Source organism: Streptomyces sp. BK79 (genome assembly GCF_044142145.1).
Lineage (GTDB): Bacteria > Actinomycetota > Actinomycetes > Streptomycetales > Streptomycetaceae > Streptomyces.
This window is the reverse complement of the sequence record NZ_JBHVOC010000023.1, coordinates 83,878-98,671: the sequence shown is the minus strand read 5'-3', so window position 1 is coordinate 98,671 and position 14,794 is coordinate 83,878. Positions and strand designations below refer to the sequence as shown.

Annotated in this window: 10 protein-coding genes; 7 read left to right on the top strand and 3 right to left on the bottom strand. The window is 70.6% G+C overall.

The features are described 5' to 3' along the window. Window positions 1–197: 197 nt before the first annotated feature. The 3 genes from ACFIF2_RS26880 to ACFIF2_RS26870 form a co-directional block, all read right to left on the bottom strand. Complete coding sequence (locus tag ACFIF2_RS26880; RefSeq protein ID WP_395575812.1) at window positions 198–548, bottom strand: MerR family transcriptional regulator; 351 nt, start codon at window positions 546–548, stop codon at window positions 198–200. A gap of 22 nt (window positions 549–570) precedes the next feature. Further along, on the bottom strand, window positions 571–1,515 hold the full coding sequence (locus tag ACFIF2_RS26875; RefSeq protein WP_395575811.1) for an aldo/keto reductase: 945 nt from the start codon (window positions 1,513–1,515) through the stop codon (window positions 571–573). A 551-nt stretch (window positions 1,516–2,066) separates the two neighbouring features. After that, complete coding sequence (locus ACFIF2_RS26870; protein WP_395575810.1) at window positions 2,067–5,273, bottom strand: BTAD domain-containing putative transcriptional regulator; 3,207 nt, start codon at window positions 5,271–5,273, stop codon at window positions 2,067–2,069. A 156-nt stretch (window positions 5,274–5,429) separates the two neighbouring features. Between ACFIF2_RS26870 and ACFIF2_RS26865 the strand changes: the two genes are divergently transcribed. From ACFIF2_RS26865 to ACFIF2_RS26835, 7 genes are all read left to right on the top strand, one after another. After that, a complete protein-coding gene (locus tag ACFIF2_RS26865; protein WP_395575809.1) occupies window positions 5,430–6,179 on the top strand; it encodes an SDR family oxidoreductase in 750 nt (249 codons plus the stop codon). Window positions 6,180–6,213: 34 nt separating this feature from the next. Continuing rightward, the gene (locus tag ACFIF2_RS26860) at window positions 6,214–6,810 is read left to right on the top strand and encodes an NAD(P)H oxidoreductase (RefSeq protein WP_395575808.1); all 597 of its coding nucleotides are present in this window, start codon (window positions 6,214–6,216) and stop codon (window positions 6,808–6,810) included. Between the two features lie 143 nt (window positions 6,811–6,953). Next, window positions 6,954–8,528 carry an MFS transporter gene (locus ACFIF2_RS26855; protein ID WP_395575807.1) on the top strand — a complete coding sequence of 525 codons (1,575 nt, stop codon included), beginning with the start codon at window positions 6,954–6,956 and terminating at the stop codon, window positions 8,526–8,528. Window positions 8,529–9,685: 1,157 nt separating this feature from the next. After that, window positions 9,686–10,078 carry a hypothetical protein gene (locus tag ACFIF2_RS26850; protein WP_395575806.1) on the top strand — a complete coding sequence of 131 codons (393 nt, stop codon included), beginning with the start codon at window positions 9,686–9,688 and terminating at the stop codon, window positions 10,076–10,078. 63 nt (window positions 10,079–10,141) lie between these two features. Continuing rightward, entirely contained in the window at window positions 10,142–11,059 is a 918-nt protein-coding gene (locus ACFIF2_RS26845) for a hypothetical protein (protein WP_395575805.1), read from the top strand. A gap of 198 nt (window positions 11,060–11,257) precedes the next feature. After that, entirely contained in the window at window positions 11,258–12,721 is a 1,464-nt protein-coding gene (locus ACFIF2_RS26840; RefSeq protein ID WP_395575804.1) for a prenyltransferase/squalene oxidase repeat-containing protein, read from the top strand. A 370-nt stretch (window positions 12,722–13,091) separates the two neighbouring features. Continuing rightward, on the top strand, window positions 13,092–14,720 hold the full coding sequence (locus tag ACFIF2_RS26835) for a wax ester/triacylglycerol synthase domain-containing protein (RefSeq protein ID WP_395575803.1): 1,629 nt from the start codon (window positions 13,092–13,094) through the stop codon (window positions 14,718–14,720). Window positions 14,721–14,794 lie beyond the last annotated feature (74 nt).

Genomic DNA, 14,794 nt, shown 5'->3' with positions numbered 1-14,794 from the left:
ACCGGCGGCGGGCCGTCACCGTCAACCGCTGTCAGCGGACCGCGAGATCTGGGAAGCGACAACACATCCCACACCTCGGTGACGGCAAGCCGCTGCCACAGCGGGTATGTCCCGGCGTTCACCGTGTTCGGCTCCTGCCGGGTTGCAACCTTGCACGACCGTCGGCCAGTCGAAGTCGAGCGCGGGGTACGCGGCACTCAGCTGTAGTAGGCGATCTTGTCGTCGAGCACGTCCAAGGCCCGGCGGAGCGCCGCCACGCGCTGCTCCAGGCTCGCACGACGCTCGCGGAGGAAGGTGACCCGGTCCTGCGCGGAATGCTCGGCCCGTAGCATGGCGACGAATTCCCGCAGGTCCGTGATGCCGAGGCCGGCATCACGGAAGCAGGTGACCAGGCCGATCCAGAAGAGGTCGTCCTCGCTGTACTCCCTGCGCCCACCGGGGGAGCGCCGGATCGGTCCGATCAGCCCTTCGCGCTCGTAGTAGCGCAGTGTGTCGAGGGAGACGCCGGTGCGGTCGACCGCTTCTGCCGGGGTGAGGAGGGTGGTCATGGGGCTCCTTGTCCGACCGTCGCTACCGCGCTTCGGCGAAGCGCGCCAGGTGCTCGTCGCTCAGCCGCACACGGCGTGCGGCGAGTGCCTCCTCGATCTGCTCCACCCGGCTCACGCCGACGATGGGGTCGATCCCTCGGCGCATCAGCCATGCGAGGACGACCTGGTTTCTCGTGGCCGCCAGCTCGTCGGCCACGTCGTCCAGAACCGCGAGCACCCGGGTGGTGCCAGGGTGATCATAAGTCTGGGGAAGCGGCTTGTCCGCGCGCACGTAGGAACCCCACATCAGCGAGCTGTACGACCACACGGTGAGCCGCTCCGACTGCGCGAAGTCCAGGTCCTCGTCGGTGAGCAGGCGATGGCCGCCCTCCGCGAGCGGGGTGAGTGGGCGCGGCTGGACAAGTGAGTGGCGCAGCTGCAGGGCCGTCCAGGGTTCCAGGCCCTGCTCCCGGGCGAATGACCGGGCGCGCTCCACACGCCAGGCGGCATGGTTGGCCGCCCCGACGCGCAGAGCCGTTCCCTTCGTGACCAGCTCGCCGAAGGCGCCGACGGTCTCTTCCAGCGGCACAGTGCGGTCCTCGGCGTGAGCCCAGAGGAGATCGACGTGATCGACTCCGAGACGTCCCAGGCTCCCCTCGACACCCGCTCGTACGGCGGAGGCGGAAAGTCCTTCGGCGCTCTGTGGCCAGGAGTGCGGAACGAGTGGATTCTGCCGGACCTTCGTCGCGATCCGCACCGCGTCGCGTGCGCCGGGGCGGGATCGAAGCCATGCGCCGATGACCCGCTCGCTGGCACCGCCGACGCCACTCGAATCGACCCAGAAGGAGTAGCAGTTCGCGGTGTCGAGCCAGACGCCGCCTGCGCCGACGAAGGAATCAAGGATCGCGAAAGCCTGGTCCGGTCCGACGCGGGTGCCGAAGTCCATCGTTCCGAGGACGATCTGGGGGGCAGTGGTGTTGATGTCCATGCCCCCATCCTCAGATCTGGAGCGCGCTCCAGGTCAAGTAGGCTTGTGGAGCCGATTCGATCCCCGGCCTCCGGCCCGTTCGCCTTCCGGGCCCCGTCGGCGGATCAGCGCCGAGGACGCTCGTAGACGGTGAATCCCGTTGACCACCTGCCAGTGATCACGCCACCTCCGCAGCGGTTGTCCCCCCGACCGGCATGCAAGGGCCGGAACCAGCGGACGGCATGGGCACGGTCAGCATCTGCGATGCCATCACGACAACTCCGGATCTGTCATGGGCTCATGATGCGTTCGTCTGAGCAGCACCTCATCCAGGCTCTCGGCCTCCGCCCAAAGCTCGGTGCCGCGGATGCGAAAAGTCCAGATGCTCAGTGCTACCGACACGATGCCCGGGGGCAAACGGTCCCGTTCGAGGGCGCGAACGGCCGCATTCGCGGCTCCCGACAGTCGCGGGACATCGCGATAGTGCACCCAGGGCCGTCCCCAGCCGCGTTGACGCGGTCGAAGTGAAGCGGGTGTTCTACGCGGCTGGGTCCGGCGCCCACGGCACGTTCTCACCCCGCGCCGGTGAAGCCGACCTGTTGGTGGACAAGAACCGCGACGGCGGCCACCGCCTCCGCCACGGCCTCCTGCGGGCCGAGCTCTTCACCACGGCGGAACGCGGTCTCGAAGGCCCCTTTCTCCAGTAGCTCGCGCGCCTGTGCCGTCGCGCGGTCCACGTCGCCGCGTTCCGCCGGGGGCAGTGGGGCTCCGGTCGCGGCGCGGGTGGTGGTGGCGGCGCCCAGGAGCACGGCCGCCGGTTCCCCCGCACCTGAGAGAGCAAGGGCGGCAGCCAGTCCCTCCAGGGCGAGCGCGACCGCCCGCGGGTCGCCCGTGGAGCGGGCCGTGGCGTACCCCTCCTGGTGCAGCTCCCAAGCCGCGTCCGCGTCTCCCCGGGACTCGGCGATGAACCCGAGCTCGGCGAGGATCAGGGCGTTGGCGCCGTCCAGGCCGACGTCGTGGTGCCAGGCCAGCACCGTCCGCAGATGGGTCTCCGCCTCGTCGAGCAGCCCCTCGCGCCGTGCGCCGAGCCCAAGGCCGAGCACGGCATTGATCTCGCCCGCGCGGAACCCGATGCCGGCCGCGGAGCGCCGGGCGCGCTCGTGGTACGTACGGGCCGCATCGAAGTCACCGGTCAGCAGCGCGTTCCGCCCCAGGCCGGACAGCAGGTCGGCTTTCTGGGTGGCGAGCCCGAACTCCTGCGCCGTCTCCAGCGCATCGCGTTGCAGTCCGGACGACCGGGCATAGTCGCCGTGGATCGCGGCGACCGCCGACCTCGGGTACACCGACCACAACTGCCCGTAGGTGTCGCCGACCGCGCCGAACAGCTCGGCACTCCGCGCCGCGTCCGCCTCCGCCCCCGCCAGGTCACCGGCGAGCAGCCGTTGCGCCGCCCGGTCGGAGAGGGCTGCCGCCTCGCCCCACCGGTCACCGGCTTCGCGAAATCCCGCAAGCGCCCGCTCCGTGAAAGCCTCGCCCTCGGAGATGTTGCCCGTGCCACACAGGGTGTGCGCCAGGAACCACCGCGCCCAAGTGCACTCGGTACTGTCGGCGACCTCCCCGTACGTCTCGAGAGCCGCGTGGATGCGCGCGATACGGTCCTCGCCGTCACCGAGCAGAATGGTGAAGCCGACCTGCCACACGCGCACGCGTGCGCGTAGCTCGCCCGCTCCGCCGGCCAGTTCAAGTACGGACGTCATCGAACGGCGCGCCTCGCCGAGCCGGCCGCGCAGGACCCAGTACCAGGCGAGGGCGTCCACGAGACGCAGCGCGTGCGCTGCGTCGGCCGGCTCGAGTGCTCCCTCCAGCGCCCAGCGCAGGTTCGCGTTCTCGGCGTCGAGCCTGGCCAGCCACGTGCGCTGGCCGGGCCCGCGCAGGTGCGGCGTCGCGGTCCGCGCGAGTTCCGTGTAGTACGCGACATGCCGTTGTCGGAGGGTCGCGAGTTCGCCCGCCTCCCGCAGCCGTTCGACACAGTACGCCGCCACCGACTCCAGGAGCCGGTATCGGTCGTCCGCGACGACGACCAGCGACCGGTCGACGAGGCGTACCAGGAGATTGAGTACGTCGGCCCCCTTGAGCCCGTCGCCTCCGCACACCTCCTCGGCGGCTTCCGGCGTGCAGCCCTCGGCGTGCACGGCGAGCCGCCGCAGCACCACCCGCTCGGGCCCGCTCAGCAGTTCCCAGCTCCACTCGATCATCGCGCGCAGGGTCTGCTGGCGTGCGGGGGCGCCGCGCTGACCCGTGCCGAGAAGTCGGAACCGGTCGTCGAGTCGGTCCAGGAGCCGGTGCACCCCGAGCGCCCGTACGCGCGTGGCGGCCAGCTCCAGGGCCAGCGGGAGGCCGTCGAGCCGACGGCAGACCGCCTCCACCGCGGCACGGTTGTGCTCGTCCACTGCGAAGCCGCGCGCGGCGGCCTCGGCACGCGCCGCGAACAGCTGGACCGCGCCCTCGGTGTCCAGAGGCGGCACGGCCCACAGTGTCTCGCCGGCGAGGGCCAGGGACTCCTGACTCGTGGTGAGGACGACGAGCCCGGGCGCGCCGCGCAGCAGCAGTTCGACGAGCGTGGCGGCCTCGTCCACGACGTGTTCGCAGTTGTCGAGCACGAGCAGCATCCGTCGGCCGCGCAGCGCGTCGGCGAGCCGCTCGGCGGCGCTGCGGGTCACGCCGCCCTCGGGCCGTACGCCCCAGACCCCGTCGTCGCGTAGCCCGAGCGCGACGGCGACGACCTCGGCGAGGTCGCCGCCAGGCCCGGCACCGGCGAGTTCGACGAGCCATTCGCCGTCGGGGAAGGTGCCCTTCAGCCGTGTGGCGACGGCCACGGCGAGCCGGGTCTTGCCGACTCCGCCGGGACCGGTCAGGGTGACGAGGCGGCGCCCGGCGAGCAGTTCGCCCACCTTGGCGACGGCGTCGTCCCGGCCGACGAGGTCACTGATCGGTGTGAGGACGTTGCCGCGGGCGGGCGCTGCCGTGACACTCGGACCGGCCTCCTGCCGCAGCAGCTCCCCGTGCAGTCGCACGAGGTCCGGGCTCGGGTCGAGGCCGAGTTCGTCGGCAAGCCGGGCCCGCAGGTCCTCGTACCGGTCGAGGGCCTCACTCTGCCGCCCTGCCCGGTACAGCGCCCGCAACTGCACGGCGCGCAGCCGTTCACGCAGCGGGTGGCGTTCCACGAGGCCGGCCAGCTCTCCGATGAGCTGAGCGTGTTCACCCGCGTCCAGCCGCGCCTCGGCGTGCTCCTCGACCACCGCGAGCCGGTCCTCCTCCAGTCGGTTCACGGCTGCCCGAGCGAAGGCCTCGTCCGCGAAGTCGGCGAAGGCGGGGCCCCGCCACAGCGCCAGCGCGTCAGCGAACAGCCCGGCCCGCGTGTGGGCGTCCGGCGTCGATCTGGCCCGCGCCGCGAGACCGGCGAACCGGTGAGCGTCCAACGCTGCGTCCTCGACGACGAGTTGGTATCCGGGTGCGCGTGACGCGACGAGTTCACGCCCGCCGGGTTCGGCGTCGTCGAAGACGCGTCGCAGCTGTGAGACCTTCGCCTGAAGGGCCCGGGTCGGATGGCCGGGCGGCTGGTCGCCCCACAGGTCGTCGATCAGCCGGTGTGCGGCGACGGGCCTGCCCGGGTCGACGAGCAGGGAGGCCAGCAGGGCTCGCACCTTGAGTTCGGGGACCCGGACGGGTCGCCCGTCATCCGTCCAGACGGCAGTCTCCCCCAGTACCCCGAATCGCATGCCGCCCACAGTAGCCCGGCGGCTCCGAACGCCTCCGAACAGATCCGTAACGCCGTCCGAGCCGGTCCCGAAGCGCCAGGCGGCACAGTCCTCCCATCGAGCAGATCGCACCACACGGGACCGCACTCCGCGGGACACGGAACAGGGAGAGGCATCATGGGACGACTCACCGGCAAGACGGCACTGGTCACCGGCGGCAGCCGCGGCATCGGCCGGGCCATCGCGCTACGACTCGCTGCCGAGGGCGCCCGCGTCGCAGTGCACTACGCCTCCAACGAGACGGCGGCGAAGGACACGGTGACCGCCATCGAGGCCATGGGCGGCAGCGCCTTCTCGCTCCGTGCCGAACTGGGGGTCCCCGGCGATGCCGACACCCTCTGGACGGCGTTCGACGAACACGCCGACGGTGTCGACATCCTGGTGAACAACGCGGGCATCGCAGGCCCCGGGCAGATCCACGAGGTGTCCGAGGCCGACTACGACAAGGTCTTCGCGGTCAACGCCAAGGCCCCCTTCTTCGTCATCCAGAAGGGCCTCGACCGGCTGCGCGACGGCGGCCGGATCGTCAACATCTCCTCCGGCGTCACCAAGGTCGCCTTCCCCGGAATGACCTCCTACGCCGCTGCCAAAGGCGCGGTGGAGGTACTGACGCTGACCCTCGCCCAGACCCTCGGCTCCCGCGGCATCACGGTCAACGCCGTCTCACCCGGCACGATCGAGACGGACATCCACCCGTGGATGGCAGACCCCGCCGCCAAGGCCCACGCCGCCGCGTTCTCCGTCTTCGACCGGGTCGGCCAGCCGGACGATGTCGCCGACGTGGTCGCCTTCCTCGCATCCGACGACAGCCGCTGGGTCACCGGCCAGAACATCGACGCCAGCGGCGGCTCCGGCCTCGGCCTCTGAAACCCGACCCGCGGTACCGGAAGGCGGCTGCGTCATGCCCCACACCCTCCTCGTCACCACCCACCCACGCCCCGACTCGCTGACCGCCCAGACCTCCGCCCACCTGCACGCCCGCATCAAGGACGGCGGCGGCACCGTCGACGTACTCGACCTGTACGCCGAGGAGTTCGACCCACGCCTGACTCCGGTCGACGAACCGGACTGGGCGGACCGTGAGAAGCGCTACTCCCCGGAAGTCCGCGCCCACATGGAGCGCATCGAGGCCGCTGACGACATCATCGTCGTCTTCCCCGTGTGGTGGTTCGGTCCGCCGGCCGTCCTCAAGGGCTGGATCGAACGGGTGTGGAACTACGGCTTCGCGTACGGTCGCAGCAGGCCGCGCCTCGCGGGCAAGCGGATGCGGTGGCTGGGCTTGGCGGGCGGCTCCTCGGCGGACTACCACGAGGCCGGCCTCGACACCGCGATCGACACCCAACTGCGCGTGGGTATCTCGGAGTTCTGCGGAATCACCGACGCGGAGGTTCACCTCGTGCACGACACCGAGCTCTCCGGCATACCGGAGGCGTCGCGCCCGGACCGGGTGCGGAAGATCCTGTCGGCCGCACAGGCGGTCCTGGACGTGCGTGACTGAACAGCAGCACCACCGCGGCCATCCTGGCCGGCCCTGCGCCGCCGGGGTGGCCGAGGTCGTCTCCGTCGCGACTTCCGGCCCGTCTCAGCCGCACCACACACCACCCGAACCGAACCCGAAGCACCGTGCTGGAAGGTCTCCCCATGACTGCACCGACCCCTTCACCCCTCTCTTCCCCCGCCCGGGCGGGCGTTCGCCAGTGGCTCGGACTCGCCGTACTCCTGGTTCCCGTGGCCCTGATGACCGCCGACCTCGGCGTCCTGTGGCTGGCCACCCCCTATCTGACCGCGGACCTGCGGCCCACCAGCGCCGAGGTGCTGTGGATCACCGACATCTACGGCTTCCTGACCGCGGGCCTGCTCGTGATCATGGGCACGCTCGGTGACCGCATCGGCCGCCGCACGCTCCTGATGGCCGGTTCGGCCGGCTTCGTCGCGGTCTCGCTCGTCGCCGCCTACGCGCCGAACCCCGAAACCCTCATCACGGCGCGTGCGCTGCTCGGAGTGGCCGGGGCAGCCGTCCTGCCGTCCACGCTCGCGCTGATCAGTCACATGTTCGCCGACCCACGCCAGCGGGCGACGGCGATCGCCATGTGGGTGAGTGCCCTCTCGGTGGGCCTGGCCGCCGGACCGATCGTCGGCGGTGCCCTCCTCGACAACTGGTGGTGGGGCTCGGCCTTCCTGATCGGCGTGCCGGTCATGGCTCCGGTCCTCCTCGTCGCCCCCGTGCTGCTGCCCGAGTACCGCGACCCCGCGGCCGGACGCCTCGACCTGGTGAGCGTGCTGTTCTTCCTGCTCGCGGTGCTGCCCCTGGTGTACGGCATCAAGAGCGTGGCCGGGCACGGCCCGAACGCGTCGGCTGCCGCCGCCTTCGCCGTCGGACTGGTCTTCGTGATCCTCTTCGTCCACCGCCAGAACCGACTCGAAGCCCCGTTCCTCGACCTGCGCCTGTTCCGTCGACGAGCCTTCACGGGTGCCCTCCTCACCCTCCTCCTCGGCATGGCGGCCCTGAACGGCGTCGAGTACCTCGTCCCGCAGTACCTCCAGGCGGTGGCGGGCCGGTCACCGCTGGATGCGGGCCTTTGGCTGCTGCCGGGCGCCGCGGGACTGGTGGCCGGCTCGCAGCTGACACCGGCACTGGCGCGGCGCTTCCGTCCCGCGTATGTGCTTCTCGGCGGCCTGCTGATCTCGCTCACCGGCTACATGGCGATGACGATGGCCACCGGCGTCGCCCCCATGTCGACCGCCCTCGCAGTGATCATGTTCGGTGTCGCCCCGATCAGCGTCCTCGGTACCGTCCTCGCCGTCGGCTCCGCCCCGCCGGAGAAGGCTGGAGCAGCGGCTGCGACCGGTCAGACGGCGTACGACCTGGGACTGGCGCTGGGTATCGCCGTCACCGGCAGTGTCGCGGTCGCGGTCTACCGTTCAGGCATACCCGCGGACGCCCCGCCACAGGCGCGGGACACGCTCGGCGCGGCCCTGGCGACAGCCGAACGTCTGCCGAACGGCACGGAACTGATCATCGTCGCCCGCGAGGCGTTCACCTCGGGACTTCACACCGCGGCGATGGTGAGCGCGGGCTTCGCCCTGGTGACCGCGGCATTGGTGATGACGCTACTGCGGCACATCCCGCCGATCTCGGCAGCGGGTCCGGGGGAGGGGCACGCGACCCGCGGCGACGACCGGGTCCACCACCAGGAGTCAGCCCTGAACCGCTGACGGAGGCCTCTCCGTGGATCATGCCCGAGCACACGGTCCGGCATGATCCACTGAGTGGAGGCTCAGCAGGCGCTCGAGGCGTGCCCGGGGCGGAACCGGGAGAAACAGCCCGGCGAAGCATCGCCGGGCTGTTCGACATGTGCCCACACGCCCTCGACGGGGTCGCGGCCGGGGGAGTGGGCGGGCAGCAGGGAACACCCTCAGCCCCCCGGGCTCGGTGATCAACTCAGGCATGGCGCAGGGAACATGGATGTACAGCCGGTCCCAGTCCCCCTGCCCGGGACTCTCACCGCATCCATCCACGGACAGGATCGGGAGGACGAACCGCTCGTCCGCGGTCTGTCGGGCGCACTGCCGGCCGGACGGCTCATCTGGAACGGCTGGCCCACGGGGTGTCGCCGTCACCCCGGTCATGCACCACGGAGGTCCCTGGCCGGCGAGCACCTCCTCGCTGCACACGAGCGTCGGCTGCAGAGCCACCACCTGCTGGATGCGCCCCGTGGTCTACCCGAACATGCCGGAGGAACTCTTCCCCGAGCCCTGAGGCACGCTGATTTGCGAAACACCTCCCGCATGGGCGGACGTTCGCTCCTGAGTGAACATCCCGGGGCGGGCCGCCTTCGGCACGGCAGCAGAAGACGCTGGGACGCCGAGGCTCCTCGGGGAGGGGGACAAGCTGTTTCGTCACGGCTTCATGCTCCTGCCCACACCACGGGGAGTGAGCACGCAGGCCGGCAGCGTGATCGAGGCGATGCCGCAGGGGGCCAGGAGCCCCCTTTCCAACATGCACCGACGCGTGGGTTGCGTCGGTGCTCAGATGGAGCGGGCACCCATCTCATGCCTTCAGGTGAACTTCAATGACAAAAAACGTTCACTCACCCGGTGTTGGCGGTGTTGTAGGCAATTCTGGCAGCCCTCCAACGGAAGGCTTGCTCATGCGGCGTCGTACGCTGATCGCCACCGCTCTGCTTTCCCTGTCGGCCGTCGGCGTGTCTGTGGCAGTGGCTGCGGGACCCGTGATGCCCGTCGAAGGGACGGTCACATGGTGCTTGACTTCCGCGGCGGCTGAGCATCTTGCGGCTGACGGCGTGGTGATGGCGGCCGGTGCTCCGGCCGTGCTGGACTTCTCAGGGCCGACCCCGTGTGTGCGGTGGCCCATGCAGGGCACGATCAGTCTCGACCTGACCGAGGGCTCCTGGACGGCGGGTGGCGACATGACCTTCACCAGGGCCTCGGACGGGCGCACTCTGCGCTTCACCGGGGCACACGGCGACATGGCGCGGCGGTCTCTGCTCACGGATGCGGCGGTCGGAGACGAAGCGGCGCAACCGGTCGAACTCTCCACGTACGAACTCGACATGGCGAGGGTCACGGTCACCCCGCCGTCCTTGAACTCGCCCGGCTCTGTCGAGAGTCAGCCGTTCGACACGACGCTCGAGCCGGACGGTGCGGCGGTGTTCTCGCGAGCGTTCGACGCCTCACCGGTTCCCACGGGGAGCAGCCTGGCCACGCTGGCGGGCCGTGTCGATGTGGTATCGGCGTCGGGCTGAGTCGGTGCCGGGGGAGACGGGTGTCGGCCTCGTGGGTCCTGGTCCGAGGGGAGCCCTGGACTGATGGGTGAGGTCCGGGCCGAGAAGGCCGGCGCTGCGGTCCTGACCTGGGCGCGGAATGCGGGCCTGGTGGGCGACGCTTTCGAAGAGGAACGCTTGGCCGCCATGCGGCTGGGGAGACTCGCTGAGCTGACCGCGCCGGAAGCGAGTGACCGCGATCTGGAACTGACGGCCCAGTGGGCCGCATTCATCTGCCTGGTCGACGACCGGTTCGACCGCAGCCGCCTCGATGCCCGGCCGGAGGAGGTCGCGTCCCTGTTCGCGCGGCTGCTGGAAGTGATCACCGGCGGCCACGCCGGGCGCGGCAAGGGCTTCGAGCACGCCCTGGATGACCTGTGGCGGCGTACGGCTCCGCGAATGTCCACTCAGTGGCAGGAGCGGTTCATCGCCGACTACCGAGACTTCGCCCTGGCCATGCACGAAGAAGCCCTCGGCCGCGCCGAACGGGCCCCGCTGGGGCTCAGCGCCTACGTCCTGCGGCGTCGCAGGACTATCACGGCCCTGCCCATGGCCGACATCCTGGAGTGCACCACCGGCGCGCCCTGGCCCGCCCTGCCCACCGGGGGCGGCCTCATGAGGGCCCTTCGGCGGGCTGCGGCTGATGTGGCCGGCTGGACCAACGACCTGGTGTCGGCCGAGGACGACCTGCGGGAGGACCGCGACAACCTGGTAACCGTGTTGAGCCGTGAGCACGGCTGCTCCCTGTCCTCGGCACGCGACCAGGCCACGGTGATGCGCGATGACCGCCTCAGGGATTTCCACGCGCTGGCCGCCTCGCTGACGGCGATGCCCCTTCCCGGAACCGAGCGGGAAGGAGTACGGCGCTACGTGGCGACGCTCGGATCCTTTGTCGCCGCGACGCTGCACTGGCTTGATGTCACCCATCGCTTCGACGCCCACTGGGCACCCCGGCCGAGCTGACGGATCCCTCGTTCGCCCGACCCTGCCGATCCATGCGCCACCATGCCTTCTCGTGCTCTCCAAGGACTGCCGCCGATGAGACTCCCCGCCGCCGATCTCCCCCCGGCCTGGCCGCCGTCGCATTTCCCGGCAACGTTGTCTGCCGGACGCGGGCGTCTCTTGGCGCATGTGCTCAGGCGGGTGGGAGCGGACGGTGCCGTGCGCGACGCCTGCCGCAGCCGGGTCCTGGAAACCGCGCTCGCCCTGGCCCTCGTCAAGCGCTGCGGATCTGATTTCCACGACGCGCGTGACCGCCTGGTCCGTCACGTGGAGCGCCACCTAGGCAGCGCAAGCCTGATGGACGCGGCTGTGGCCGCCACCGTCCTGGGCCGAAGCACCGGGCATCCGGCGCGTCATCGGGCCCTCGACGACATCATCAGTCGAGTTCCCGACTTCACCGGACCGCGCAAACGCGTCCTGGTTCACGCCATCTTCACCATGCTGGGCGCCGCTACCGACCAGGCCGACATCGCCGGCCAGGCCGTCGATGTGAGCGCGCTGCATCCCTGGGCTGAGGTGCAAGCCGTTGCCGTGAACGCGATTCTGGGCCGGGCGGCGGGCAGAGGACGGGCCGGCCGGGACGCTGTCACTCTGCTGGCGGCCACCCAGCGCCCAGGGACGGTGTGGGAGGGCAACCTCTTCATTCACCTGTCAGTCCTGCACGCCCTGGTGGACGTCCCCGGCATGGAGAGCGTCGTCGGTGCCGGCCTGAGCACCGCCCTCAGGCACCAGCGGGAGGACGGCGGCCTCCCCTTCGTCACCGACACCGACACGTGGAGCACCGTCGTCGCCGGCCTGGCCCTGTGCGGTGCCGGCGCACCGCGTGAAGTGCTGCACCGCATCGCCCGGCACCTCGTGAACGTTCAGCACGTCAACGGCGGCTGGTCCTACACCGACCAGGCCGCGCTCTCCGACACGGATTGCACCACCGTCGCTGTCGAATTTCTCCATCAGCTGGACCCGGCCACCTACCGCGACTCGATCGAACGTGCTCTGGACGCGCTGATCGCGGTCCGCGGCGTCGACGGCGGATTCCCCACCTACGGAGCGGGCACTCCTTCCGAGGCGTGCATGACCGCGGCCGCTATCAACGCGCTGGACACCCAAGGCCGCCACCGTCACCTGATCCGGCCTGCCCTGCGTTTTCTCGCCGACCGCCAGCTGCCTGACGGCTCCTTTCCTCCCGGCTGGAGCAGCAGTCGCCTGCACACCCTCTTCCGGGCGTACCTCGCCACTCGACCCCACCACCCCATGAGCGGTCGGATCGCCGGCCTGGTGCGGAACACTCAGAACGCGGACGGTGGCTTCGGACAGCAGACCCGGGCCCCGAGCGACGCCATCAGCACCGCCTACGCCTTGATCGTCCTGTCCGGGCAGCCCGATCCCGTCCCCGCCGCGCGCGCCACCGGCTACCTGCTCGCTCAGCAGCGTGCCGACGGCAGCATCATCTCCGTTCCCGACATGCTCGGCCCTCGTCCATTTCCGTATCACGTCCCCGTGCTGACCGACGCGTTCACTCTGCTCGCCCTGGACCACCTCACTCATCGCATCCGGCCATCACGCGTCGTCCTTCCGGCCGGTCGGGAGAGCAGCGCGCGAAGCACCGAACGGACCTCCCCGTGAACCCGTCCCGTTCCGAGTGGTCTCCTCCTTCCCGGCCCGGGCGCGTACGCCTGTTCACCGGAGGCGCAGCGTGCGTCGAGGGGCCACTGACCCGCGCCCGTGGCGGGGTCGTCGCTCGCGACGCTGCCTTCCCTGTCGTTCCCCTCCGTCGCCGCGCCCCGGGCAACCGTGACCCGCCGCGGACGCACGCCACCGGTGACCGCCACCCCCTGAGGGGATCCGGGCGGGGCGCCGCCCGGGGACACCTCGTCACCGTGTGACCCCGTCTACGTCCCCTTCGCCCGACGGTCGGGAGCTGCCTGCGGATCTTCCGGTTCAGGCCGGCCCGCTGCCTGTCGTCCCACCCCGAACCACCACCCCGGAGAACGCCGTGACCGTGTCCCTTCGTCCCAATCCCATGGACCTGACCATGCACGACATGGCCCAGGCCCACCCCTCGGTTTCCCAGACCATCGGAGTGATCCTCCATCTTGAGGGAACCGCTCCAGATCTCAGCGAACTGCGGGCCCACGTCGGCTCCCACCTGCAGCGCGAGCCGCGCCTGACGCACTACCTCAAGGGCCCCGGCCTCAAAGCCCGCTGGCACCACGACCCCACTCCTGACCTGGACCACCGCGTCCGCGAACAGCACCTCCCGTCAGGCGACCAGCACCTTGAGACAGCTCTCACCGGCCTCATCGCGCACCCCTTGCCCGAGGAAGGCCCACTGTGGGACATCTGGCTGCTGGCCGGGTACGCCCCAGGTCGTTACGCCATCTGCCTGCGAGCGCACCACAGCACCCAGGACGGAATGGGCCTGCTCGGTACCCTGACCGCCCTGTTCGGCACCGCACCCGCGCCCAGCACGCATCCGGCGCCCCGGGCGGGCGCAGGGGCCTACCTGGGCACCGTGCGCGGCATGCTGGGCGCGAGCGCCCTCAACGACGCGTGGAACGACAGCGAGCTGCCCCTCACCGGCCACCGTGACATCAGTTGGGCGCACGTGCCCACCCAGCTACTGCGACAAGCAGCGACCGCCCGCGGCGGCGACACGAACGACGGGTTCCTGGCTGCCCTCAGCGGAGCCTTGCGCACCTGGACAGCACACTCCTGGCCCCGCGGTGCCGGCAGGCCGGTGCCGGCGATCAAGATGGTCAACCTGCGCCGGGCAGACGAACACGACCTGCCGGGAAACTACTTCACCTTCGCCCCCGCGTCCCTGCCCTGCCACGAGCCGACGGCTGAACGCCGCCTCGAACAGGTCATCGCCACCACGCGCGCCACGAAGGACCCGGCCCGCCGCAAAGCCATGCGTTCCGTGATGGACCTCGTCCCCGCACGTGCCTTTCACGCTCTGGCTACCCGGCTGACCACACCCGACCGGGCCACCGTCACCACGTCCTACCTGGCCATCCACCGGCCGTTGCGCTACAAACGGGACCCTGTCACCCGCCTCCAGCCCTTCACCTGGCTCCCCCGGTGCCAGCCGGCGTCGATCGTGGCATGCAGTTACAACGAAACCACCAGTGTCTGCTTCGTCACCGACGCCGCTCTTCCCGGCCTGAACCAGCTGCCCACCCTGTTCCACGACGCCGTGGGCGGCCTCCCGCGGTCGGACGACGACCCGCAGGCGCCCTGCCGAGAGGACCTGCCTCCTCACTCCGGTCTGAAGGCACCTTCCGTACCCGACGCTGACCATGACGCCGCAACCGTGGTCGATTTCAACCTCATCAAAGGCATCTTGGTCCACCAGGGGAACCTGCCGGCCGACTCGATCACACCTCAGGCGACGCAGGAGCAGGCCGGCATCGACTCCCTGGCTGTGACCGAGTTGTCCATGATTCTCGAAGAGCACCTGGGCGTCGTGATCACCGAACACGAACTGGCGAAGCCGGCCACCATGGCCGATCTGGTCAGCCTGGTGGCACAGCGGGCGGCGCCATCCCCCGACATCGAGCGTTCGGACGAGCAGGGTCCGCACCCCCGGACAGCTCGACCGCGTGCCACCCACGAGGCGTAGCAGCGCTCCGGATGCCCAGGCAGCAGCCGCGGCCGTCGTCCGCCCCGCAGCGGCAGCACGCCAAGCGACAGCGG